The organism is Neobacillus sp. 19, assembly GCF_049463095.1.
GTDB lineage: Bacteria > Bacillota > Bacilli > Bacillales > Cytobacillaceae > Neobacillus.
This window is the reverse complement of sequence record NZ_JBMPZU010000058.1, coordinates 201062-226912: the sequence shown is the minus strand read 5'-3', so window position 1 is coordinate 226912 and position 25851 is coordinate 201062. Positions and strand designations below refer to the sequence as shown.

The following is a 25851-nucleotide window of genomic DNA, read 5'->3' as shown; positions in this document are numbered from 1 at the left end:
AGAGAGGTTGGCTTAGTGCCGCCTCTTCTTTATTTGAAAAAATAGTATACGCTGAAGGAGGAAGGTTTGTGCGCGTCGATGGAAGAGAGCCATTACAGCTAAGACCTATACATATTGAAACAAATTATTTAATCCATCCAGAAGGTTCTGTCCTTATTTCTGTTGGGAATACAAAGGTGATTTGTTCAGCGAGCATTGAAGAACGGGTTCCTCCGTTTATGAGGGGGAAGGCAAGGGCTGGATAACAGCTGAATATTCGATGCTTCCAAGAGCTACGGAATCAAGAAACATCCGCGAATCATCAAAAGGAAAGGTATCCGGGCGCACAATGGAAATTCAGCGGCTGATTGGCCGTGCACTAAGGGCGATTGTCGACCTTGGCGCAATCGGCGAGCGGACGGTTTGGATTGATTGTGATGTCATTCAAGCAGATGGCGGAACAAGGACTGCCTCCATCACTGGTGCATTCGTCGCGATGGCACTTGCCTTGAATGCATTAGCTGAAAAAAAGTCATTTTCAAAATTTCCGATTACCGATTATTTAGCGGCAACGAGCGTCGGAATCTTGGGAGATGGCGGAGTTGTGCTCGACTTAAACTATGCTGAGGACTCCAAGGCCCACGTCGATATGAATATCGTGATGACCGGAAGCGGCGAGTTTGTTGAGCTGCAAGGAACCGGCGAAGAATCAACCTTTTCCTACAATCAACTGCAAGGCTTGCTGGATGCGGCGCAAGCAGGGCTGACGGAACTGTTTGAACACCAAAAAGCGGCATTGGGCGAGGAAATTATGCGAAAAATAGAGGGCAGACGGAAGAAATAACCTTAATTTTGTAGTGATTTTGAAAAAAGATAGGCTAATTAGCGGATAACCGGATTCAATCAGCGGATAACGTATTTCAATCAGCTGATAATACAATTCAATTAGCGATCTACTCAAAAAACAATTTTTCAACTAAAAATGATTTATTAAAAGAGGCGATTATTAATGAATGAAGTGATTATTGCAACAAAAAATCCCGGAAAAGCACGGGAGTTTGAACATATTTTTGCAAACAGAGGAATCGAAGTGAAGACATTGCTTGATTTTCCCGAAATTCCTGAAGTAGAAGAAACAGGTACAACCTTTGAAGAAAATGCCATCCTCAAAGCTGAAGCGGTTTCCCAAGCACTTAATAAAATGGTCATTGGCGATGATTCCGGCCTAATGGTGGACGCACTAGAAGGCAAACCGGGAATCTATTCTGCCCGTTATGCAGGCGAGCCAAAAAATGACCAAAACAACACGGATAAAGTGCTATCGGAGTTGCAGGGTGTCCCTGAAAGCGAGAGATCGGCAAGATTTTACTGTGCGTTGGCAATAGCAATTCCCGGAAAAGAAACGCGGACGGTGTCAGGCTCCTGTGAAGGACGGATTCTTGAAGCCCCCCGCGGGTCAAATGGCTTTGGGTATGACCCGGTTTTTTATGTGCCGGAAAAAGGAGTGGCCATGGCGGAGCTGTCTTCAGATGAAAAAAATTCGATCAGCCACAGGGCCAATGCCTTGAAAAAGCTGGATGTAATTTTGGATTCCATTTTGGAGAGTGCAAAACAGTCATGAGCAAGGTGCTAGTGATAAGCGATAGCCACGGATTGACGAAGGAACTAGAAATGGTAAGGGAAAGACATTTAAACGAAGTTGATTTAATGATCCACTGCGGTGATTCGCAGTTAGCACATGATGACAAAGCCATTTCCGGTTACTTAACCGTAATGGGGAATTGTGATTTCGGCGGCGGTTATCCAATGGAAACAACTGCTGAGGCAGCTGGGCGAAAAATTTTTATTACACATGGACACCGCTACTCCGTGAAATCAACATTAATGAATCTAAAATATAAGGCAAAGGAAGTAAATGCCGATATCGTCTGCTTTGGTCACTCACATGTCCTTGGGGCTGAAATGATTGACGAGACCTTATTTTTGAACCCTGGAAGCATCCTCCTTCCGCGTGAGCGTTTGGAAAAAACTTATGTTATCCTTCATTTGTTAAACGATCGAATAAAGCTGTCAGTATTTGAAGTAAACGGCCACGAAATGAAAGACTTGGCCAGGGAATTTGTACTGTAAACATGAGGGGGATTGTCATTCCCCTTTCATTAATTAAAAAATGATTAAAAACCAGTTGACTTTTAGATGGTATGATAATATAATAAATCTTGTCTTTGATACACTGTTAAGTCCCAGTAGCTCAGCCGGATAGAGCATACGCCTTCTAAGCGTACGGTCGGGAGTTCGAATCTCTCCTGGGACGCCATTTAAACTACATACCAGAATTTCCAACTCACCAGTGCAGGTGAGTTTTTTTTGTATTTTATATGTGCTACACTATTTTTCAACGACATACTGAAGGACGGATATGGAATGAAAAAACGGGAACAGGTGAAACGGAAAGATAATGTGGTCTATTTTCCCGGACTGGAAAAGCGATTAACCCATAAAGGCTTAGAAAGTCTTGAAAAGAGAAATTTCAAAGAAGCAATATCGCTGTTGGAAGAAGCGAGAGAGCTGGATCAGGAAAATGACGATATTTTAATCGGGCTAGTCCTTGCCTATTTTGAAGCGGGGTCTTTTAAACAAGCAAAAGTCCTTGCAAATGAAATGCTATTAAAAGGAATTGGCGACTATTTTCAAATGGTCGATCTTTATCTGACCGTGCTGATTCAGCTTCACGAATACCAAGAAATTGTTATGACCATCGAGGCGTTGCTAGAGGAAAAAGAGATTCCGCCAGAAAAACATGATCATTTTTTAACCATCCTGCAATTTAGCCGGCGGATGGCCGAAAATCGCCAGCCGCCAGAAGAAGAAGAAGAAGAACCTGCACCCGAGAGACAGAGCCTGCAGCTCCTTTCAAAAAATAATTTAAATGAACAAATGCTGGCAGTTGCAAGTTTGGCGGAGAAAAATATTCGGCCATATCTTGATGAAATTGCAGACTACTTAAAAACGGATACTGGCCATTCTTTTGTAAAGACCATGCTGGTCACTCTTTTAAAAGAACAAGAAATTAACAAGGAACTGGTCGTGAGGAAGTTTTTAAAAGAGAAAACTTTCATTCCTACAGAATTGCCTGAAGTGAGAACCCTGCCGAAAATGGTAAAGGTAAAAAAAATACTAGAAAATAGTTTGGAAAGTAAAAATCCGGGTCTCTTTGAAAATACCATTGGAATGGTAGAACGGACATTTTTTATCAGTTATCCGTTTGAATTAGAGCCCGAAGATCCAGCAGCATGGGCGGCGGCCTTTCATAAACTAGCCCAAGAATACTTGGGGATCGAGCCGATAGTGAGTAAACTAGCAAATGAATATGGCGCCGAACTGCAAGAAATAGAGCAGGCAATGGCTCTAATAGAGGAGATTGAGAAAATTTCCTATCCTAATATTTAGGTCTCACTGTTGAAAGAGAGCAAACCTATGATATAATGTAGGGGTTGCATTGTGTAAAAAACTATATTTTACATTTAAATGATGGAAAAGTGGCTTGATAGACAAGGCATATTCCGACTCAAATTCGTTATCGAATGAAATGAGAATAGATTTGTTGGAGGGAAAAAAGTATGACAGCAAAATGGGAAAAATTAGAAGGAAACAGCGGCGTCCTTACAGTTGAAGTAGATGCTGAAAAGGTGAGCGAAGGCTTAGACGCAGCATTCCAAAAAGTTGTAAAACAAGTAAACGTTCCTGGCTTCCGTAAAGGGAAAATGCCTCGCGGAATGTTCGAAAAGCGTTTCGGTGTAGAATCACTTTATCAAGATGCATTAGATATTCTTCTTCCAGAAGCATACGGAAATGCAATTGACGAAACAGGAATCGAGCCAATCGACCGTCCTGATATCGATATCGAACAAATGGAAAAAGGCAAAGTCTTGATCTTCAAAGCAACTGTTCAAGTGAAGCCAGAAGTAAAATTAGGCGAATACAAGGGCTTAGAAGTGGAAGAACTCGATGCAGCTGTTACAGATGAAGATGTACAAAAAGAATTAGAAACAATGCAAAACCGTCAAGCTGAGCTTGTAGTTAAAGAAGAAGGTACAGCTGAAAACGGTGATACAGTAGTTCTTGACTTTGAAGGATTCGTTGACGGTGAAGCGTTCGAAGGCGGAAAAGCTGAAAATCACTCACTAGAACTAGGTTCAGGATCATTCATTCCTGGATTTGAAGAGCAATTAGTTGGCGTTGCAACTGGCGAATCGAAAGATGTGGAAGTAACTTTCCCAGAAGAATATCATGCAGCAGAGCTTGCAGGTAAGCCAGCTACATTTAAAGTAACTATTCATGAAATTAAAGGAAAAGAACTTCCTGCATTAGATGACGAGTTTGCAAAAGATGTAGACGAAGAAGTGGAAACATTAGATGCATTAAAAGAAAAAATCAAAACTCGTTTAGAAGACAGCAAAAAGCATGAAGCTGAACACCACCTTCGTGATACTGTAGTGGAAAAAGCTGCAGAAAATGCAGAAGTTGAAATTCCAGAAGTAATGGTGACTAACGAAGTAAACCGTATGCTTCAAGAATTCGAACAACGCCTGCAAATGCAAGGTATGAACCTTGAATTATACTTCCAATTCTCAGGTCAAGATGAAAATGCACTTCGCGAGCAAATGAAGGAAGAAGCTGGAAAGCGCGTGAAAATTAACCTAACATTAGAAGCGATTGCTAAAGCTGAAAACCTTGAAGTGACTGAAGAAGATGTGAATGCAGAACTTGAGAAAATGGCCGGCACTTACAACATGCCTGTAGACACCATTACCCAAGCTCTTGGCGGTTTAGACGGCATCAAAGCAGATCTTAAACTTCAAAAAGCAGTAAACTTTCTTGTTGAAAACAAGAAATAATGGATAAATTATGAAATATGAGCAAGACACGATAAATAATCGTGTCTTGTTTTATACTTTTTTTCAATTACATATTATAATAAGGACAGGGAAACCTTTTTAACAATGGACATGGATGACGGAAGCAGGAAATAATTCGATCGATGGCGAATAATTATTTTTCATAAAGGTTTTGTCTTATTTTTAATAATAATGGTTAAGATTAATGAGTACATAATTTTTACATGTGAGGAACACAAACAAATAACGGGAAGAGAAAACATAATAATGTAAAGCGTTTTAGTTCCAGTCCATTGGTTAAATGTGTTACAATGCAAAATACATACCACCAGAAATATTAGAAAACTCGGACTTTGTTTGTGTAATTCGCGAGCTTTAATAGGGGTTTTAACACGTTTTGAGGGGTGAAAGGATTGTTTAAATTTAATGACGAAAAAGGACAATTAAAATGTTCCTTCTGTGGCAAAACACAGGATCAAGTTCGTAAATTAGTAGCTGGGCCGGGTGTATATATATGTGATGAATGCATCGAGCTTTGCACGGAAATCGTTGAAGAAGAACTTGGAACAGAAGAAGAAGTAGAGTTTAAAGATGTTCCTAAGCCAAAGGAAATCTGTGAAATTCTGGGCGATTATGTCATCGGCCAAGACCAAGCGAAAAAATCGCTGTCTGTTGCCGTATACAACCACTACAAGCGCATCAATTCCAACAGTAAAATTGATGATGTTGAGCTGGCAAAAAGTAATATCTGTATGATTGGGCCGACTGGTAGCGGTAAAACCTTATTGGCACAAACATTGGCGCGGATTTTGAATGTGCCATTTGCGATTGCAGATGCAACTTCACTGACAGAGGCTGGATACGTGGGTGAAGACGTAGAAAACATTTTATTAAAACTGATTCAATCGGCTGATTATGATGTAGAAAAAGCAGAAAAAGGAATCATTTATATCGATGAAATTGATAAAATTGCCCGTAAATCTGAAAATCCTTCCATTACACGGGATGTTTCCGGTGAAGGCGTACAACAAGCATTGTTGAAAATTCTTGAGGGTACAGTGGCAAGTGTGCCGCCTCAAGGGGGCAGAAAGCACCCGCATCAAGAATTTATCCAAATCGACACCACGAACATTTTATTTATCTGTGGCGGTGCGTTTGATGGCATTGAACCGATTATCAAGCGTCGCTTAGGCCAAAAAGTCATTGGTTTTGGTTCAGATAATAAGCAGGTGGAGGTAAATCAAAAAGAGCTGCTTTCCAAAGTATTGCCCGAGGACTTACTCCGTTTTGGGTTAATTCCGGAATTTATCGGACGTCTTCCGGTTATTGCCAGCTTAGAACAGCTAGATGAATCAGCATTAATTGAAATTTTAACCAAGCCTAAAAATGCGCTTGTGAAACAATATCAAAAAATGCTTGAAATCGACGATGTTGAGCTGCAATTTGAAGATGATGCGCTTGTTGAAATTGCCAAGAAAGCAATTGAGCGCAAAACTGGAGCCCGTGGTTTACGTTCGATTATTGAAGGAATTATGCTCGATGTGATGTTTGACCTTCCATCGCGCGAAGATATCACAAAGTGTATTATTACGAAGGAAACCGTCTTAGGTGAAAGTGTTCCAAAACTAGTTTTAGAAGATGGAACCGTTATTGCGGAAGAAAAATCTGCATAAAATATGGAAAGACCCGGCTAATGGCCGGGTCTTTTTTAATAAAGTGGATAGAACAGTTAAATATTTATAGTTTATTCCGCCTTTCTACAGGAAATACTTATTAATATATATTGAGTATTTAGTGTAGGAGGGAAAAGTATGAGTTGGACGGGGATTGCCTTATTTATACAGCTGTTTTTCGGAATTATCATAGGGCTGTATTTTTGGAATTTGCTAAGGAACCAGCGTACGCAAAAAGTATCTATTGATCGGGAATCCCGGAAGGAAATGGAACAGCTGCGAAAAATGCGATCGATATCTTTAACAGAACCACTGTCGGAAAAAGTTCGTCCTTCAAGCTTCAATGACATTGTGGGTCAAGAGGATGGAATAAAATCATTAAAAGCGGCCCTGTGTGGTCCGAACCCACAGCATGTGATTATTTATGGACCGCCTGGAGTCGGCAAAACAGCAGCAGCGCGGCTTGTATTGGAAGAGGCAAAAAAGAATGCGAAATCACCGTTTAAACCAGCTTCAGTTTTTATAGAATTAGATGCGACAACAGCACGATTTGACGAACGGGGCATTGCTGACCCGCTAATCGGTTCTGTCCATGATCCGATTTATCAAGGAGCAGGGGCGATGGGGCAGGCTGGAATTCCTCAGCCAAAGCAAGGGGCAGTAACAAATGCCCATGGAGGCGTCCTATTCATTGATGAAATCGGCGAACTGCATCCCATTCAAATGAATAAGCTGTTAAAAGTTTTGGAGGATCGGAAAGTTTACCTCGAAAGTGCTTATTACCATGAGGAAAACAATCAAATTCCCACGCATATTCATGATATTTTTAAAAATGGCTTACCAGCTGATTTCCGTTTAATCGGAGCTACCACGAGAACACCGAGTGAAATTCCTCCGGCTATTCGTTCAAGGTGTATGGAGGTTTTTTTTCGCGATTTAAATCAGGAAGAGATTGTCACAGTTGCGAAAAAAGCGGCTGATAAAGTAAACCTCAAAATTAATGAAACCGGCGTTGATACATTATCTACATATGCAAGAAATGGCCGCGAAACGGTCAATATGATTCAGATTGCTGCTGGTCTGGCCATTACAGAGGATCGTGATTACATCAAGGACGAGGATATCGAGTGGGTCATCCATGCCAGTCAGTTGACACCGAGAATGGAAAGAAGGATTCATGATATTTCACATGTTGGGCTTGTGAATGGACTTGCTGTCTATGGGCCGAATTCCGGGGCACTGCTCGAAATAGAAGTCACAGTCATCCCGGCAAAGGAAAAAGGCTCGATTAATATTACAGGAATTGTGGAAGAAGAAAGTATTGGCAGCCAAGGCAAATCGATTCGCCGGAAAAGTATGGCGCGCGGTTCGATTGAAAACGTCATCACTGTTTTACGGTCGATGGGTGTTCCGGCCAACGACTATGATATCCATGTTAACTTTCCCGGGGGAGTTCCAATCGACGGTCCATCGGCCGGGATTGCGATGGCAACAGGGATTTACTCTGCCATATATAAAATTCCGATAGATAACACCGTTGCGATGACTGGTGAGATTAGTATTCACGGCAATGTCAAGCCAATTGGCGGTGTCTATCCGAAAGTGAAAGCCGCGCGGAAGGCTGGGGCCAAAACCGTAATTATACCGGAAGAAAATAGGCAGACCATCTTAAATGAAATTGACGGAATAAACATCGTTCCTGTTACCCACCTGCATGAAGTATTTGAAATTGCCTTAGTTAATTCCTATCCGAAAAACGATGTCATACCGGCATCCATTGAATTAACGAAAAAAGAGTCAATATAATAAAGAACTTCGGTTTGGTTGAAAAACCATTCTGAAGTTTTTTTTTGAAGAGAGAAAACCATATTATTGGGGAAAATAATTATATTGCAAAAGTGAGAGGTCAACGCTTACTAAAAATAGACACATAAATACAAATAAGATAGAATTGTACAACAAAGACTATTCTGCTTTACAGTAGAAAATGCATGTGGAGGTGCAGTATTTTGGCGAAAAAGAACGAATTGATCGTCCCCCTCCTGCCGCTTCGAGGATTACTTGTCTATCCAACAATGGTCCTTCATTTAGATGTAGGCCGTGAAAGATCTGTACAGGCACTCGAAAAAGCAATGGTAGATGACCACCTAATATTCTTAACAACACAAAAAGATGTTTCCGTTGATGAACCTGGTGAAGAGGACTTATATAGACTTGGAACGTTAACGAAGGTTAAGCAAATGCTTAAATTACCTAATGGGACGATACGCGTATTGGTAGAAGGCTTAAATAGAGCGGAAATTGTCTCGATATATGATGAGGAGGATTATTATTCCGTAAGTATCGTTACCTATGACGATCCGGATACGAAGGATGTAGAAGACCAAGCGTTGATGAGAACGATGCTTGATTATTTCGAGCAATACATAAAATTATCGAAGAAAATCTCTGCTGAAACATACGCCTCTGTCGCAGATATTGAGGAACCGGGCCGGATGGCGGATATTATCGCGTCTCACTTGCCAATCAAGCTGAAGGAAAAGCAAGAGATTCTTGAATTGATTGATATCAAGCAGCGTGTGAACCATTTGATTGATACGATTCATAATGAGAAGGAAGTCCTTAATCTTGAAAAGAAGATTGGCCAGCGTGTAAAACGATCGATGGAACGGACGCAAAAGGAATATTATCTTCGTGAGCAAATGAAGGCGATTCAAAAGGAATTAGGCGATAAAGAAGGAAAAACAGGCGAAATCGCGACATTAACCGAAAAAATTAATCAGGCGGGTATGCCTGAACACGTTCTTAAAGCAGCAATGAAAGAGCTTGACCGTTACGAAAAGGTGCCGACAAGCTCAGCCGAAAGTGCTGTGATCCGCAATTATATTGATTGGTTGATTTCTATTCCATGGTCGAAAAAGACTGAGGATGATATTGATATTATCCGGGCGGAAAAGATTTTAAATCAAGACCATTACGGACTTGAAAAGGTAAAGGAGAGGGTATTGGAGTATTTAGCCGTGCAAAAGCTGACGAATTCTCTGAAAGGACCTATTCTTTGTCTAGCAGGACCTCCCGGTGTCGGAAAAACTAGTCTTGCCCGTTCGATAGCCACATCGCTAAATCGAAATTTCGTCCGTGTATCTCTTGGCGGGGTTCGCGATGAATCTGAAATTCGCGGACATCGAAGGACCTATGTTGGAGCGATGCCGGGCCGGATCATCCAAGGGATGAAAAAAGCGGGAACGATCAATCCGGTCTTTTTACTGGATGAGATTGATAAAATGTCGAGCGATTTCCGCGGGGACCCATCAAGTGCGATGCTTGAGGTATTAGATCCGGAGCAAAACCATAATTTTAGTGATCATTATATAGAAGAAACGTACGATTTATCGAAGGTCATGTTCATAGCGACCGCCAATAACCTATCTACCATCCCCGGGCCGTTGTTGGACAGAATGGAAATCATCACGATTGCAGGCTATACCGAGCTTGAAAAGGTCCACATTTGCAGAGACCATTTGCTGCCAAAGCAAATTAAAGAAAATGGACTAACAAAAGGAATCCTTCAAGTACGTGATGAGGCCATCTTGAAAGTGGTTCGTTACTATACTCGTGAGGCCGGAGTGCGAAGCCTTGAGCGTCAAATGGCAACGATTTGCCGAAAAACGGCAAAAATCATTGTTTCAGGTGAGAAAAAGCGCGTGATTATTACTGAAAAGAACGTGGAAGAATTTTTGGGGAAAACACGGTTCCATTATGGAATGGCGGAAACGGAGGATCAAGTAGGAGTTGCAACAGGTTTGGCCTATACGACTGTGGGCGGTGATACCCTGCAAATTGAGGTTTCACTCTCCCCTGGTAAAGGAAAGCTTGTTCTAACTGGAAAGCTTGGAGATGTCATGAAGGAATCCGCGCAGGCTGCCTTTAGCTATATTCGTTCCAAGGCGAAAGAACTAGGTATTGAAGAAGACTTTTATGAGAAATATGATATCCATATACACGTTCCCGAAGGAGCGGTTCCAAAAGACGGACCATCAGCCGGAATCACCATGGCAACTGCACTTGTTTCCGCATTAACCGGCAGACCTATTCGCCGTGAGGTTGGGATGACAGGCGAGATCACGTTAAGGGGCAGAGTTCTTCCGATTGGCGGCTTAAAGGAAAAAACACTTAGCGCCCATCGAGCAGGGCTTACGAAGGTCATTCTTCCAAAGGATAATGTTAAGGATATTGATGATATTCCTGAAAGTGTCCGAAATGATTTAGAATTTGTACCGGTATCACATGTGGATGAGGTTCTGAAGCATGCCTTGTTGGAGGGTGATCCCCGATGAAGGTAGTAAGTTCGGAAATTATCATTAGTGCGGTAAAACCGGAGCAGTACCCGGAAACAGAACTGCCTGAATTTGCACTCGCCGGCCGCTCAAATGTTGGGAAGTCTTCATTTATTAATAAGATGCTGAATCGTAAAGGGCTAGCAAGAATCTCATCAAAGCCTGGGAAGACGCAGACACTTAATTTTTACTTGATTAATGAAATTCTTCATTTTGTTGATGTCCCCGGTTACGGCTATGCGAAGGTTTCAAAGACAGAGCGGGCTGCGTGGGGAAAGATGATTGAAACGTATTTTACCACTCGTGAACAATTGCGGGCCGTTGTCTTAATCGTTGATTTACGGCACCCGCCGACTGCTGACGATGTCATGATGTATGATTTTTTAAAGCATTACGAAATCCCTTGCATCATCATCGCCACAAAAGCAGATAAGATACCAAAAGGGAAATGGCAAAAGCATCTTAAGGTCACACGAGAAACATTAGAGCTTGATAAAAATGACCACATTGTCATCTTTTCTTCTGAAACTGGTGAAGGAAAAGATCAAGTATGGCAAATCCTGCATAGTTATATGTAGAAAAATAACCGCCCAACGCAAAAATATGCGCCAGGCGGTTATTTTTTTCTTTTTAGTAAAAAATAAATACCAATAACAATTAACAGAGCGGGCCAAAACTTCCAAATAAAATTCATCCCGTTCTGCAGCAGCCCAAAATATTCAGCAATTTTATCATAAAAGAGCAGCAGCACTGCTAAAATAAGAAAAAGGAAGGCTTGAAACAGGCCATTATTTGTTTTTTGAAAGCGTAGAAAAAAGCCAATGGAAATAATGAGGATCAGCATGCCAATCGTATTTGTTGGCCAAAAGGCTGCAACACCAGAGAGATGAAAATGAAGTCCGAATCCGCACATGATTACACCTGGAAGAATGGCATCGTATTCACGTGCCGAATAACCCTGACCTAAAAAAGCGATTCCGACAATGATCAATAACGTCGGCCAGGTGAAAAATGCTTGAAAAAATGTTATGCCCGTTTGCTGTAATAAAAAGTAAGCTCCAAATCCAATAAGTATAATCCCAGGGAATATTCGTTGATTTTTCATTGTAAACACCACTTCCAGTAAGGTTCACTTGAATATAAACTGATTTTTTGGTACTGTACATAGGGAAGTAATTTGTCCTATATTTCTTTTTCTACTATAAGATTGGCTGGAATTGCCAGCTAATCAGAAGATTTACTCTATCTTATCACATAGTTTCATTTTCTGTTCACATTTTTCGAGTAAAAGTCGAAATTGCTCGTGATATAATCATACTAGCTACCAACGTAATCTTACCTGGGGGTGTACTTAACTAAAATGCATATAATCGTAGTCGGTCTTAACTATAAAACTGCCCCTGTTGAAATCCGTGAGCGGTTAACATTCACTGAAACTGATCTTGTGGATGCTATCAAAAAGTTAAACGCTAAAAAAAGCATTCTGGAAAATATCATTTTGTCTACCTGTAATCGTACAGAAATTTATGCGGTCGTTGATCAGTTACATACCGGCCGATATTATATAAAAGAATTTCTATCTGAATGGTTCGGTATGGAACAAACAGAATTTTCACCGTATCTTTTCGTATATGAAGACGATGGTGCGGTTGAACATTTATTCAATGTAACCTGTGGACTGGGCTCCATGGTTTTAGGGGAAACCCAAATTCTTGGTCAGGTGCGTACAAGCTTTATCCTGGCACAGGAAAAGGAAACAACTGGTTCGGTGTTTAATCATTTGTTTAAACAGGCGATTACACTGGCCAAACGCGGTCATTCTGAAACAGATATTGGCGCTAATGCTGTTTCTGTCAGCTATGCGGCAGTTGAATTGGCGAAGAAAATTTTCGGTTCGCTTACGAATAAGCATGTGTTAATTTTCGGAGCTGGAAAAATGGGCGAATTAGCAGCCCAAAATCTCCATGGCAATGGCGTTAAACAAGTTACTGTCATCAATCGTACGTACGATAAAGCGAAGGAGCTGGCAAGCCGTTTTAACGGTGAAGCAAGATCTGCATCTGAATTAGAGCAATCTCTTGTGGAGGCGGATATTCTGATTAGCTCAACAGGGGCGAAGGATTTCGTTATATCAAAAGAAACGATGGCTCGTGTCGAGAAAATGCGCAAAGGCAAACCGTTGTTTATGGTTGATATTGCGGTTCCTCGTGATTTGGATCCAAGAATTAGTGAACTCGAAAACGTCTTCTTGTATGATATTGACGACTTAGAGGGTATTGTTGAGGCAAACTTGCAGGAGCGTCAAAAAGCTGCAGCAAAAATCAGACTCATGATTGAAAAAGAAATTGTCGATTTCAATCAATGGCTTGGTATGCTTGGAGTGGTTCCGGTTATTTCTGCTCTAAGGGAAAAAGCCTTGACAATCCAAGCAGAGACCATGGTCAGCTTAGAGAGAAAGCTGCCAAACTTATCTGATCGTGACATAAAAGTGTTAAATAAACACACAAAGAGCATCATCAATCAGCTATTAAAAGATCCTATTTTACAAGCGAAAGAATTGGCGGCAAGACCGGATGCGGATCAAGCGATGGAATTCTTTATGAAAATATTTAATATTGAAGAGCTTGTTCAGGAACAACATTCGAAACCAGCCGAAACGAAAAATGTGCCGGCACGAGAAGTTCAGGCTTCTTTTCAGTCATAAGGGGCCCTGGTTATGTTGGACTCACTTTTGACAAGGCTTCATGAATTGACAGTTGTTCTATATGCCTTCAGTGTGTTGTTATATTTTTTCGACTTCATTCACCATAACCGGAAGGCAAACCGTATTGCCTTCTGGTTACTTGCATTTGTATGGGTTTTACAAACGGTTTTCCTTTTTTTCTATATGACAAAAACAGGCAGGTTCCCTGTACTAACCATCTTTGAGGGACTCTATTTTTATGCCTGGGTATTAGTAACATTGTCAATTGTTATAAATCACTTACTACGGGTCGATTTTATCGTCTTTTTCACAAACATTCTTGGCTTTACCGTGATGGCGATTCATACATTTGCTCCGATGCAATACCATTCGCATATCATGGCCAAGCAGCTTGTGTCAGAACTGCTTTTAATCCATATTACAATGGCGATTCTTTCCTATGGAGCATTTTCCCTGTCCTTTGTTTTCTCGTCCTTATACCTGCTTCAATATGATTTATTGAAACGGAAAAAATGGGGGACCCGCCTGATCCGGCTGGCTGATTTGGAAAAGCTCGAAAAATCATCCTACATATTAGCTGTTATTGGTGTTCCAATGCTGCTTTTAAGCTTGATCCTAGGCTTACAGTGGGCATTTTTAAAGGTTCCGGGGATGCCATGGTATGATATGAAAATTATCGGATCATTCCTGTTGCTTACAGCCTATAGTGTCTATTTATACCTAAGGATAGGGAAAAATCTTTCTGGCCGCAAATTAGCCATTTGGAATACGGGATCATTTCTAATTGTTTTAATTAATTTTTTCTTATTTGGTCAATTATCATCTTTTCATATATGGTACGAGTAAAACTAGGAGGCAGTTATGAGAAAAATTATTGTTGGTTCTAGACGAAGTAAATTGGCATTAACCCAAACAAATTGGGTGATGGAGCAGCTTAAAAAAATTGACCCATCATTCGAATTTGAGATAAAAGAAATCGTCACAAAGGGAGATAAAATCCTCGACGTAACTCTTTCAAAGGTTGGCGGTAAGGGACTTTTTGTTAAGGAAATCGAGCAGGCAATGCTTGATAAAGAGATTGATATGGCGGTTCATAGTATGAAAGACATGCCTGCGGTACTGCCTGAAGGGTTGACGATTGGCTGTATTCCATTCCGCGAGGATCACCGTGATGCTCTCATTTCAAAAGGCCATATCAAATTAAAAGATTTAAAGCCCGGCGCCATTATCGGTACGAGCAGCCTTCGCCGCAGTGCACAGCTGTTGGTGGAGCGTCCGGATTTAGAAATTAAGTGGATTCGCGGGAACGTAGATACAAGATTAGCAAAATTAGAAACAGAAGAATACGATGCGATTATTTTAGCAGCTGCAGGTCTTTCCCGGCTTGGCTGGACGAGCGATGTCGTTACTGAATTCCTTGATGTAGATATTTGTATACCGGCAGTCGGCCAAGGGGCATTATCAATCGAATGCCGCGAAGATGACAAAGAGCTGCTAGAGCTGTTTGAAAAATTCACGTGCAAAAAAACGGAAAGAGCAGTTCGCGCTGAACGAGCATTCCTCCAAAAAATGGAGGGCGGCTGTCAAGTGCCAATCGCCGGTTTTGCCCGGATTGATGATGAAACGAATGAGGTAATGCTAAATGTATTGGTTGCTTCACCTGAGGGCCACGATGTCTTCAAGGAAGAACTTCGCGGACAAAATCCCGAAGAGCTTGGAATCAAGGCAGCGGAATTATTAACTGAAAAGGGAGCCAAGGACCTGATTGACAGGGTCAAACGGGAGCTCGAGGGTCAATGATCAAATCTCTGCCTTTGCTTGATAAAAAGGTTCTGGTTCCAAGAGGAAAAGATCAAGCGAAATCCTTCTCGGATTTGGTTGAAAGGTACGGGGGGATTCCAGTTGAAATCCCTCTCATCGCCTTTCGTCCCATCGAGAGAAACACGCGCCTTCACGATTGTTTGAAGGCCCTTGATACATATGATTGGATTATTTTTACAAGCAATGTCACGGTCGAAATCTTTTTTTCATTTTTTGAAGAGGAGGCCAGTTCGAGGTTTCCGAAGATTGCTGTGATTGGCAAAAAGACGGCCGAGGTGTTAAAGGAAAAAGGGCATCAGGCGGAGTTTGTTCCGTCAGCCTATGTGGCGGAAACGTTTGTTGAAGAGTTTTTGCCGTTTGTAGAATGCGGAACAAGGGTACTACTACCGAAGGGGAATCTTGCCCGTGAATATATTGCCAGCTCTTTAACAGAGGCTGGAGCTGCAGTCGATGAGGTGGTCATTTATGAGACCTATATGCCGGAAGAAAGCCGTGTAAAGCTTGCGCAGATGCTGGCAAATGACCAGCTTGATATCCTTACGTTTACAAGCCCTTCGACTGTCGACCATTTGATGAAAGTCGTTCAAGATCATAGCTTGGAGGAGCAGCTGAGGAACTGTTTAATTGGCTGTATTGGTCCAATAACCGAGAAAAAGCTGCAAGACTACGGGCTGCCGATTCATGCTTCGCCTGAGGAGTATACTGTTAAGGAAATGATGAAGAGCTTGATTGCATACTTAGAAAAAATTGGCGAATAATTGTAATCGCTGATAGAAATAGGTTATCCGCTGATTGACATGGTGTAATCGCTGATTGAAAGAGATTACCCGCTGATTGACATGGAATAATCGCTGATTGAAAAACGTTATCTGCCAATTAGCAACAAGCTTCCAGTAAAATTAACAATGTTTTTTAAAGATTATCATTAGGGGGTACATAGGATGGAATTACAATTTTCACGTCATCGCCGTTTACGTTCAAGTGCCAATATGCGCGCACTTGTAAGAGAAAATCACTTAAGACCTGAGGACTTTATTTATCCGTTGTTTATTTATGAAGGGGAAAATATCCGTAATGAAGTATCCTCCATGCCTGGAGTTTTCCAAGTATCGATGGACAATCTTAAGGCAGAAATGGATGATATTGTTGCCCACGGGATTAAATCTGTCTTGTTATTCGGGATTCCAAAAACGAAGGATGCCTGCGGCGAGCAAGCATATCACGACCATGGGATTGTCCAAGTAGCAACTCGTTATATTAAAGAAAACTACCCGGATATGATTATTGTTGCTGACACATGCCTGTGCGAATATACAGATCATGGCCATTGCGGCGTTGTCGAAGGGGAGAAAATCCTGAACGATGAGTCACTGGAAATGCTTGTAAAAACGGCTGTGGCACAAGCGAAAGCGGGCGCAGACATTATTGCTCCATCCAACATGATGGACGGATTTGTAGCAGCTATTCGTGCCGGTTTGGATGAAGCCGGTTTTACAGAAATCCCAATCATGTCATACGCTGTTAAATATGCATCTGCTTTTTACGGACCATTCCGCGAGGCAGCAGAAGGAGCGCCGCAATTTGGCGATCGGAAAACCTATCAAATGGATCCTGCAAACCGCATGGAAGCATTCAGAGAAGCAGAATCAGATGTTCAAGAGGGCGCTGACTTTTTAATCGTGAAGCCTGGCTTGCCATATCTGGATATTGTCCGTGATATAAAAAATAACTTTAATTTACCTGTAGTTATTTACAACGTAAGCGGTGAATATGCGATGATTAAAGCTGCAGCTCAGAACGGCTGGGTTGATGAGAAAAATACGGTCCTTGAAATGCTAGTGGGGATGAAGCGTGCTGGTGCGGATTTAATTATTACATACCATGCCAAAGATGCTGCTCGCTGGTTAAAGGAAAACCAATAATTATTAGTGAAAAGAGGGAACAGAATGCGTTCGTATACAAAATCGATTGAAGCATTTAAAGAAGCCCAAAACCTTATGCCCGGCGGTGTAAACAGTCCGGTGCGCGCCTTTAAATCCGTAAATATGAGTCCTATTTTTATGGAAAGAGGCAAAGGGTCAAAAATTTACGATATCGATGGCAATGAATATATTGATTACGTCCTTTCTTGGGGTCCGCTCATCCTTGGACACTCCAATGACCAAGTTGTCGAAGCGTTGAAAAAAACAGCTGAACAAGGTACAAGCTTTGGTGCCCCAACATTATTGGAAAACAAATTAGCTCAGCTTGTGATTGAGCGCGTCCCATCAATTGAAGTGGTGCGGATGGTTAACTCGGGCACGGAAGCTACGATGAGCGCATTGCGGTTAGCACGCGGCTATACAGGCCGGAACAAGATTTTGAAGTTCGAAGGCTGCTACCATGGACATGGGGATTCGTTATTGATCAAAGCGGGTTCAGGTGTGGCGACACTTGGCTTACCTGACAGTCCTGGTGTACCGGAAGGAATCGCATCCAATACCATCACTGTCCCTTACAATGATCTTGAAAGTGTCAAATATGCGTTTGAACAATTTGGCGAAGATATTGCCTGTATCATTGTCGAACCTGTTGCAGGTAATATGGGGCTTGTTCCGCCGCTTCCAGGGTTCCTGGAAGGGCTTCGTGAAATCACTACTGCAAACGGCTCCTTGCTCATTTTTGATGAAGTGATGACCGGGTTCCGTGTTGGTTATAATTGTGCACAAGGCTATTTCAATATTACACCTGATATTACCTGTTTAGGTAAAGTAATTGGCGGAGGGCTTCCTGTTGGCGCTTACGGCGGTAAGGCAGAAATCATGCAGCAAATCGCTCCAAGCGGCCCAATTTATCAAGCGGGCACGCTGTCAGGTAACCCGCTTGCCATGACAGCCGGGCTTGAGACTCTAAGCCAGTTAACGCCAGAGCACTACCAGGAATTTATCCGTAAAGGCGACATGCTTCAAAAAGGTTTTGAGGCAGCTGCTAAAAAATATGATATTCCTATTACATTTAACCGCGCTGGTTCGATGATCGGTTTCTTCTTTACCAATGAAGCGGTGATTAACTATGAAAAAGCAAAGTCTTCTAATTTGGACTTCTTTGCAGCCTATTACCGTGAAATGGCGAATCAAGGGGTATTCCTCCCGCCTTCCCAATTTGAAGGATTATTCTTATCCACCGAGCATTCAGATGAGGATATTCAAAAGACCATTCAAGCAGCAGAAGTTGCTTTTTCAAAACTTAAATAAAGATTTCTTAACACCCACTTTGATTAAGTGGGTGTTTTTTATCATATTTAAAAACCTTGCTTCATAAAGTGTAAGTGACATAGTGATTTTGCGTGGAGGATACGAAAGGAGGAGTCGCTTTGTCCCAGGAGAATCAATCGTGCCTGCGATTTTCTTTGGAGGAGTCGCTGTGGTTTAGAAAAGGACAGGAAGTCGAAGAGCTTATCTCGATTTCACTAGACCCGGACATCACCATCCAAGAAAACGATCAGTACGTAACCATACGTGGTTCGTTGGAACTCACCGGCGAATATAAAAGTTACGAAGCTAATGTTGTAAGCGAAGGGAAGGGCTTGCCTCTCAGAAATTTGTTGAGAGGGTGGCGGAACGCGAGGAAGATGGAAGCTGTGAATTTTCACATCGATTCCCCGTTGATATTACGATTCCGAATAATCGGATTCAAAGCATTTATGATATCGACGTCCTCGTAGAAACATTCGATTATTCTCTGCCAGAACGCAGCTGTTTGAAGCTGTCGGCCGAGCTGACAATCAGCGGGTTATACGGAAATGAAGTGGAGCAGCAGCAAGAGGAAGAAGAACAAGAATATGAGGTGCTGCATCGTGCCGAACCAGTAACGTACGAGGAGGAAGTAGAGGTCGAACAGCCTGCTGTTCAAAGCGGCTATAAAGATAACTTCCTATTTGAGGCCGAAGCAAAGAAACAGCACGAGGAAGAACCTGTTGAGGTATTGCCGAAATTCCCAACCTTTAATTACCAGCCCCAGGTTGAGTTGGATGAAGAGGAAGACTACGAACCAGTATGGAACTTCCAGGAAACAAGAAGTGAAGGGCATAAACATGTCGAATTTGAAGAAGAAGTAGTGGTTGTGGAGGAAGTACAAAATACACATTATGAAGAAGATGTAACAATAGAGGAAAGTTCATCTTCTTCTTCATCTGATGATATAGTCAAAAAGGTAAAGAAAAAGCTGACCGGGAAAAAGAAGTCGATGACATTGACAGAGTTTTTTGCGCGAAAGGATGAAAGTACCGGCCAAACTAAATTAAAGGTTTGCATCGTACAAAAGGGTGATACAGTTGATAGTCTGGCAGACCGGTATGATGTATCGGTCCAAAATCTTCTCCGTGTCAACAATTTGGAACTGAATCAAGATGTTTTCGAGGGGCAGGTCTTATATATTCCCGGTTCACTAGCGAAAAAATAATCAAGAACCAAAAGGATGAGCGGGTTTTTTTAACCTGCTCAGCTTCTTTTAAAAGAACACCCCTCTGCTTGGAAAGCGAGTTGAAATCACATGAGTGACTCGAATCGACTAGAATCCATTACACCTATTTTACAAAATTATCTTGTCGAGCCCTATTTTATTGAGGATTACGGCATTGTTCAAAAGATTTATTCAAACAAAGGAACCTTTGCTTTGAAAAAAATCCCGCCCACTATTGGGACGGATTTCATCCGCCATGTTCACCTGCTTTATCAAAAAGGCTTTAACCGAATCGTGCCGATTTATCCGACCATGGATGGCAGGTATGCCGTCTTACATGAGAATAACCTATACTATCTCATGCCATGGATGCCTAACGACCAAAAGGAAGACCGGGAGCAAAAAAGCCATCAGCTTTTTCGGGAGTTAGCAAGGCTCCATACGCTGTCTGCCAAAGAAATCACAGTCAGCAAAGAAGAACGAACGGAACATTACGAAAAGACGATTCAACAGCTCGAAAAACATCAGGAATTCCTTGATGGCTTTATCGATCAATGTGAGAAAAAGACCTATATGTCACCATTCCAATTATTATATTGCTTATACTATAATGAAATAAGCCAGGCACTGCGATTTTCAAAAACAAAATTTGAAGAATGGTACGAGAACACAAAAGAAAATGACAAGGCCCGCATGGTGATTACTCACGGGAAATTGTCATCAGAGCATTTTCTTTACGATGACCGGGGGTATGGTTTTTTCATCAATTTTGAAAACGCCCGTTACGGTTCTCCGATCCATGATCTTCTGCCGTACCTATCGAGAGCCTTAAATACCAATCCCAAACGGAATGATTCGACGCTCGACTGGGTTTATCATTATTTTAAGTATTTTCCGTTTAAAGAGGATGAAAAATTATTATTTTACAGCTATTTAGCCTTGCCAATCCCGATTATGCAAGTCGCTGAAAGCTATTACCGTAAGCAGCCGCCGAGAGATGAAATGAAATTTGTCCGCCAGCTTCAGCATCGGTATTGGCATTTGAAAAACTCCGAATATGTCGTGATGCGAATGTCAGAAATCGAAAACCAGCAAAAGCAGGCAAAAGAAGGAGCCCAGCCGCAGTAGATGTCTGCAACTTGGGCTCCTTAAATAATGTCAAAGTAAATAGAAATGGCGATGAAGATAAAGCATGTTAACAATAAAACATCAAAGACAGTCGGCAGAAAAATCGTTCGAATGAACTGAAAAATAACAAACGGAACAATTAATTGTCCGCAAAATCTGCGAAACGTTCGAAACCAGGGACGGTGTTTGTATTTATGAAAATTATTTCTCCCCACTGAAACCCCCCCTAATGAAATAACTATTTATCTATATATATTAATAAATACCCAGTTTGTTTCCGGAAATCAGACATATCGTATAAAATATAAAAATTTTGGCCATCCTGATTGACGTCTATCCCCTTTTTTGGGTAGTATAACAATATAATAAATAATCATAAGCAAAGACAGGGAAGAGTACGATGCGCTCCTGCTTCAAGAGAGGGAAATCACTAGCTGAAAGATTTCCTAAGAGGAACATCCGAAGGTCGCCCAAGAGCTTCTTCTGCGAAAAGGCTTATATGCCCCATTAGTGGAGGACGGATCAAATCCGTTATCTAAGTTAAGCGCCAATCATTTTTTTGATTGGAAAAAAGGTGGTACCGCGAAGCAAACTCCATTCGTCCTTTTATGACGAATGGGGTTTTTTGTATTTTGAAGGAGGAATTTGGAAATGGAAACAAAGGAATTAACGATGCCGACTAAATACGATCCGCAATCGATTGAGAAAGGGCGTTATGACTGGTGGTTACAAGGCAAGTTTTTCGAGGCGAAAGATGACGAAGGGAAGCAGCCCTATACAATCGTTATCCCGCCGCCAAATGTTACCGGGAAACTACATCTAGGTCATGCCTGGGATACAACTTTACAAGATATTCTTACTCGAATGAAACGGATGCAAGGCTATGATGTACTTTGGTTACCGGGAATGGACCACGCCGGAATTGCCACACAGGCAAAGGTGGAAGAAAAACTTCGCAGCGAAGGGAAAAGCCGCTATGATTTAGGCCGGGAAAAATTCGTTGAGGAAACATGGAAATGGAAGGAAGAATATGCCGGCCACATCCGGCAGCAATGGGCAAAGCTAGGCCTGGGACTCGACTACAGCCGCGAGCGTTTCACCCTTGATGAAGGCTTATCAGATGCTGTTAAAGAAGTATTCGTAACCCTTTATAAAAAAGGCCTGATTTACCGTGGTGAATATATCATTAACTGGGATCCATCCACAAAAACAGCATTGTCCGACATCGAAGTAATTTATAAGGATGTTCAAGGCGCGTTTTATCATATGAGATACCCATTAGCAGACGGTTCAGGTCACATTGAAATTGCGACCACTCGTCCAGAAACGATGCTTGGGGATACGGCTATTGCGGTTCATCCGGAAGACGACCGTTACAAGCACCTAATCGGGAAAACGGTTATTCTGCCAATCGTGGGGCGTGAGATTCCAATCGTCGGCGATGATTATGTGGATATGGAATTTGGTTCAGGGGTAGTTAAAATTACACCGGCACATGACCCGAACGACTTTGAAGTAGGAAACCGACACAATTTAGAGCGTGTTCTAGTTATGAATGAAGACGGCTCGATGAATGTAAAGGCCGGAAAATACAATGGTTTAGACCGTTTTGAATGCCGCAAGCAAATCGTCAAAGACCTTCAAGAATTAGGTGTTCTGATCAAAATTGAAGATCATCTTCATTCCGTTGGTCACTCTGAACGCAGCGGTGCTGTGGTTGAACCTTACCTTTCCACTCAATGGTTTGTCAAAATGCAGCCGCTAGCGGATGAAGCGATTGCCTTGCAAAACAAAGAAAATAAAGTAAACTTTGTTCCTGATCGTTTCGAAAAAACATACTTGCGCTGGATGGAGAATATCCGTGATTGGTGTATTTCACGTCAGCTTTGGTGGGGACACCGCATTCCTGCTTGGTATCACAAGGAAACGGGTGAAGTATATGTTGGGCTTGAGGCACCAGCAGATGAAGAGAATTGGAACCAAGATAATGACGTATTGGATACATGGTTCAGCTCAGCGCTATGGCCGTTCTCAACAATGGGCTGGCCTAATAAAGAAGCAGCGGATTTTAAACGCTACTTCCCTACCGATGCACTTGTAACCGGCTATGACATTATCTTCTTCTGGGTATCGCGAATGATTTTCCAAAGCATCGAGTTTACCGGCGACCGTCCGTTTAATGATGTTCTGATTCATGGTCTTGTTCGTGATGAACAAGGACGTAAGATGAGTAAATCACTTGGCAACGGTGTGGATCCAATGGATGTTATTGAAAAATACGGTGCCGATGCCTTGAGATATTTCCTATCTACAGGAAGTTCGCCAGGTCAGGATTTACGTTTTAGTTTTGAAAAGGTTGAGTCCACTTGGAACTTCGCCAATAAAATTTGGAATGCCTCCCGCTTTGCCTTAATGAATATGGATGGTTTAACATATGAAGAAATTGATTTCAGCGGCGAAAAATCGGTTGCCGACAAGTGGATCTTAACCCGCTTAAATGAAACCATTGAACATGTAACAAGACTCTCTGAGCGTTATGAATTCGGTGAAGTAGGCCGTGCGCTATACAACTTTATCTGGGATGATTTCTGTGACTGGTATATTGAAATGGCTAAGCTGCCATTATATGGGGAAGACGAAGCCGCGAAGAAAACGACCCGTTCGATTCTTGCCTATGTATTAGACAACACGATGCGCTTATTGCATCCATTTATGCCGTTCATTACCGAGGAAATTTGGCAGAACCTTCCGCATGCTGGAGAATCGATTACAACTGCAGCATGGCCAGTGGTGAAACCAGAGCTTTCCGATGAGCAGGCAGCCCATGAAATGAAGCTGCTTATGGAAATGATACGTTCTGTCCGGAATATTCGGGCTGAAGTGAACACGCCAATGAGCAAGAAAATCAAAATGCTCGTGAAGGCAAAGGATGAAACGGTTCTAAAAGCCATCGAGAATAACCGCAGCTATATTGAACGCTTCTGTAATCCGGAAGAATTGCAAATGGGTGTTGACATCGAGGCACCTGAAAAAGCAATGACTGCCGTAGTAACAGGCTTAGAAATCATCCTGCCGCTTGAAGGCTTGATCAATATCGATGAAGAAATTGCCCGCCTTGAAAAAGAATATGATAAATTAAATAAAGAAGTTGAAAGAGTTCAAAAGAAATTAAGCAATGAAGGCTTTATGAAAAAGGCACCTGAAAGTGTCGTTGCCGAAGAACGTGCTAAAGAAAAGGATTATCTTGAAAAAAGAGGGATCGTGGAGGCACGTATTAAAGAATTAAGAGGATAATGAGTAAGGTGAGGCGAATTCAACATAGAATTCGTCTCATCTTTATGAAAAACATTCAAAATGGCGTTCGAACGAACTAGTTTTGTGTGTAAATGAGATTTATCAGCGAATTTTTATAGTTTATCAGCGAATTCACACGGTTTATCAGCGAATTTTCTACTTTTATCAGCGAATCATAAAATGATATAGATAGGGGTGCAGCAAATTGTTTACGACATATAATGAAGCCCTAGACTGGATCCATGGAAGACTACGACTGGGGATTAAGCCTGGTTTGAAACGTATGGAATGGATGATGGACAAGCTTGGGTCTCCGGAAGACATTATCAAGGCTGTCCATATTGGCGGGACTAATGGTAAAGGTTCAACCGTCACTTTTTTGCGTGCGATTCTCCAGACGGGTGGCTATACAGTTGGTACATTTACCTCACCATATATTGAACAATTTAACGAAAGAATTAGTGTCAATGGCAAACCGATTACCGATGAGGAACTTGTACAGCTGGCAAACGTCATTCGTCCACTGGCAGATGAACTAGAGATGACAGAGCTTGGCGGACCGACCGAATTCGAGGTCATTACTGCGATGGCGTTCTATTATTTTGCCAAGATAAAAAAGGTAGATATGGTTATTTTTGAAGTTGGGCTGGGAGGGCGATTTGATTCCACCAATATCATTCAACCACTAGCATCAATTATTACCAACATCGGCCTTGACCACACGAATATCCTCGGAAACACGTATGAGGAAATTGCCTTTGAAAAAGCCGGAATTATTAAAGATGGCACACCTGTTTTTACAGCGGTCAAACAATCAGGTGCGCTAAGGGTGATTGAAGAGCAGGCTGAAAAAAAATCAGCACCAATCATTAGAATCAATCAGGAGTTTTCGATTAGTGACCACGAATCATTAACAAGAGGAGAACAATTCACATTGTCAGCCCCGCTGCAAACTCTCAAGGATCTCGAGATTAGCATGATGGGCCAGCATCAAACGGAAAATGCGGCACTAGCCATCCTGACTGTTCAATATTTAAATGGGAAGGGCCTTTTCACCGTCACGGAGCAAGGAATCCGAAGCGGATTAATGCAGGCGTATTGGCCTGGAAGATTTGAAGTTCTTTCAGAAAGACCGCTCGTCATCATTGACGGTGCCCATAATGAAGAAGGCATAACCACGCTCGTCCATGAACTTTCTACCCGCTTCAATGACCGGAATATCCATATTGTATTTGCGGCATTAACAGATAAAAAGCTGGATGAAATGATTGGCAAGCTTGATCATGTTGCTAATCAAATTTCTTTTGTCAGCTTTGATTTTCCACGTGCTGAGAAAGCGGAACAATTGCTCAACCTTAGTCAATCGTCCAACAAACTGGCAGTCGATCATTGGCAATCCTATCTTTTAGAAGAAATGAAAACGTTGGGAGACAAGGATTTGTTAGTAGTGACGGGTTCACTCTATTTTATTTCGGAAGCAAAACCATATTTATGTAAATATCTGAAAAATGTAACGATTTCCTTATGACAAGTTCTATTTTAAATGGTAAAATAATGTTATCTTGAATTAAAAACAT

Annotated in this window: 21 protein-coding genes, 1 tRNA gene, 1 pseudogene and 1 other annotated feature; of the genes and pseudogenes, 21 read left to right on the top strand and 2 right to left on the bottom strand. The window is 41.8% G+C overall.

What is annotated here, in order from left to right; all coding sequences use genetic code 11:
- Window positions 1-68: 68 nt before the first annotated feature.
- From rph to yihA, 10 genes and pseudogenes are all read left to right on the top strand, one after another.
- Window positions 69-823, top strand: a pseudogene (rph, locus tag ACO1D1_RS18870) (ribonuclease PH).
- Window positions 824-988: 165 nt separating this feature from the next.
- Complete coding sequence (locus ACO1D1_RS18865; protein ID WP_149871172.1) at window positions 989-1600, top strand: XTP/dITP diphosphatase; 612 nt, start codon at window positions 989-991, stop codon at window positions 1598-1600.
- Window positions 1597-2109: a metallophosphoesterase gene (locus tag ACO1D1_RS18860; protein ID WP_149871171.1), complete on the top strand. Its 513-nt coding sequence runs from the start codon at window positions 1597-1599 to the stop codon at window positions 2107-2109. Before ACO1D1_RS18865 ends, ACO1D1_RS18860 begins: the two co-directional genes overlap by 4 nt.
- 110 nt (window positions 2110-2219) lie before the next feature.
- A tRNA-Arg gene (locus ACO1D1_RS18855) sits at window positions 2220-2296 on the top strand.
- 107 nt (window positions 2297-2403) lie between these two features.
- Window positions 2404-3429, top strand: a complete 1026-nt coding sequence (locus ACO1D1_RS18850; protein ID WP_149871170.1) for a tetratricopeptide repeat protein — start codon at window positions 2404-2406, stop codon at window positions 3427-3429.
- Between the two features lie 170 nt (window positions 3430-3599).
- The gene (gene tig, locus ACO1D1_RS18845) at window positions 3600-4877 is read left to right on the top strand and encodes a trigger factor (protein WP_149871169.1); all 1278 of its coding nucleotides are present in this window, start codon (window positions 3600-3602) and stop codon (window positions 4875-4877) included.
- Window positions 4878-5290: 413 nt separating this feature from the next.
- Complete coding sequence (clpX, locus tag ACO1D1_RS18840; protein ID WP_149871168.1) at window positions 5291-6550, top strand: ATP-dependent protease ATP-binding subunit ClpX; 1260 nt, start codon at window positions 5291-5293, stop codon at window positions 6548-6550.
- Between the two features lie 138 nt (window positions 6551-6688).
- Complete coding sequence (gene lonB / locus ACO1D1_RS18835) at window positions 6689-8356, top strand: ATP-dependent protease LonB (RefSeq protein ID WP_149871167.1); 1668 nt, start codon at window positions 6689-6691, stop codon at window positions 8354-8356.
- Window positions 8357-8559: 203 nt separating this feature from the next.
- Window positions 8560-10887 carry an endopeptidase La gene (gene lon, locus ACO1D1_RS18830; protein WP_149871166.1) on the top strand — a complete coding sequence of 776 codons (2328 nt, stop codon included), beginning with the start codon at window positions 8560-8562 and terminating at the stop codon, window positions 10885-10887.
- On the top strand, window positions 10884-11465 hold the full coding sequence (gene yihA / locus ACO1D1_RS18825; protein WP_149871165.1) for a ribosome biogenesis GTP-binding protein YihA/YsxC: 582 nt from the start codon (window positions 10884-10886) through the stop codon (window positions 11463-11465). Before lon ends, yihA begins: the two co-directional genes overlap by 4 nt.
- A 38-nt stretch (window positions 11466-11503) precedes the next feature.
- Here yihA and ACO1D1_RS18820 read toward each other — a convergent pair whose 3' ends face one another.
- The gene (locus ACO1D1_RS18820; RefSeq protein ID WP_149871164.1) at window positions 11504-11992 is read right to left on the bottom strand and encodes a LiaI-LiaF-like domain-containing protein; all 489 of its coding nucleotides are present in this window, start codon (window positions 11990-11992) and stop codon (window positions 11504-11506) included.
- Window positions 11993-12247: 255 nt separating this feature from the next.
- Between ACO1D1_RS18820 and hemA the strand changes: the two genes are divergently transcribed.
- The 9 genes from hemA (at window position 12248) to ysxE (ending at window position 20980) form a co-directional block, all read left to right on the top strand.
- Window positions 12248-13591, top strand: coding sequence for a glutamyl-tRNA reductase (gene hemA / locus ACO1D1_RS18815; protein WP_423336697.1), 1344 nt, complete (start codon window positions 12248-12250; stop codon window positions 13589-13591).
- Window positions 13592-13603: 12 nt separating this feature from the next.
- A complete protein-coding gene (locus ACO1D1_RS18810) occupies window positions 13604-14437 on the top strand; it encodes a cytochrome C assembly family protein (protein WP_149871162.1) in 834 nt (277 codons plus the stop codon).
- Between the two features lie 15 nt (window positions 14438-14452).
- Entirely contained in the window at window positions 14453-15391 is a 939-nt protein-coding gene (gene hemC / locus ACO1D1_RS18805) for a hydroxymethylbilane synthase (protein WP_423336696.1), read from the top strand.
- On the top strand, window positions 15388-16170 hold the full coding sequence (locus ACO1D1_RS18800; RefSeq protein ID WP_423336695.1) for a uroporphyrinogen-III synthase: 783 nt from the start codon (window positions 15388-15390) through the stop codon (window positions 16168-16170). The genes hemC and ACO1D1_RS18800 overlap by 4 nt, the downstream gene beginning before the upstream one ends.
- 183 nt (window positions 16171-16353) lie before the next feature.
- A complete protein-coding gene (hemB, locus tag ACO1D1_RS18795; protein ID WP_423336694.1) occupies window positions 16354-17334 on the top strand; it encodes a porphobilinogen synthase in 981 nt (326 codons plus the stop codon).
- A 24-nt stretch (window positions 17335-17358) separates the two neighbouring features.
- Window positions 17359-18645: a glutamate-1-semialdehyde 2,1-aminomutase gene (gene hemL, locus ACO1D1_RS18790; RefSeq protein ID WP_423336693.1), complete on the top strand. Its 1287-nt coding sequence runs from the start codon at window positions 17359-17361 to the stop codon at window positions 18643-18645.
- Between the two features lie 92 nt (window positions 18646-18737).
- Window positions 18738-19115 carry a hypothetical protein gene (locus ACO1D1_RS18785; protein WP_423336692.1) on the top strand — a complete coding sequence of 126 codons (378 nt, stop codon included), beginning with the start codon at window positions 18738-18740 and terminating at the stop codon, window positions 19113-19115.
- Window positions 19004-19852 carry a LysM peptidoglycan-binding domain-containing protein gene (locus ACO1D1_RS18780; protein WP_423336691.1) on the top strand — a complete coding sequence of 283 codons (849 nt, stop codon included), beginning with the start codon at window positions 19004-19006 and terminating at the stop codon, window positions 19850-19852. Before ACO1D1_RS18785 ends, ACO1D1_RS18780 begins: the two co-directional genes overlap by 112 nt.
- 90 nt (window positions 19853-19942) lie before the next feature.
- The gene (gene ysxE, locus ACO1D1_RS18775; RefSeq protein WP_423336690.1) at window positions 19943-20980 is read left to right on the top strand and encodes a spore coat protein YsxE; all 1038 of its coding nucleotides are present in this window, start codon (window positions 19943-19945) and stop codon (window positions 20978-20980) included.
- Window positions 20981-21000: 20 nt separating this feature from the next.
- Here ysxE and ACO1D1_RS18770 read toward each other — a convergent pair whose 3' ends face one another.
- Window positions 21001-21195, bottom strand: a complete 195-nt coding sequence (locus ACO1D1_RS18770; protein ID WP_149871155.1) for a hypothetical protein — start codon at window positions 21193-21195, stop codon at window positions 21001-21003.
- 158 nt (window positions 21196-21353) lie between these two features.
- Window positions 21354-21589: a binding site (T-box leader), on the top strand.
- 42 nt (window positions 21590-21631) lie between these two features.
- Here ACO1D1_RS18770 and ACO1D1_RS18765 point away from each other — a divergent pair.
- Complete coding sequence (locus ACO1D1_RS18765; protein WP_423336689.1) at window positions 21632-24274, top strand: valine--tRNA ligase; 2643 nt, start codon at window positions 21632-21634, stop codon at window positions 24272-24274.
- A 205-nt stretch (window positions 24275-24479) separates the two neighbouring features.
- Window positions 24480-25802 carry a bifunctional folylpolyglutamate synthase/dihydrofolate synthase gene (locus ACO1D1_RS18760; RefSeq protein ID WP_423336688.1) on the top strand — a complete coding sequence of 441 codons (1323 nt, stop codon included), beginning with the start codon at window positions 24480-24482 and terminating at the stop codon, window positions 25800-25802.
- The last annotated feature ends 49 nt before the right edge of the window (window positions 25803-25851 follow it).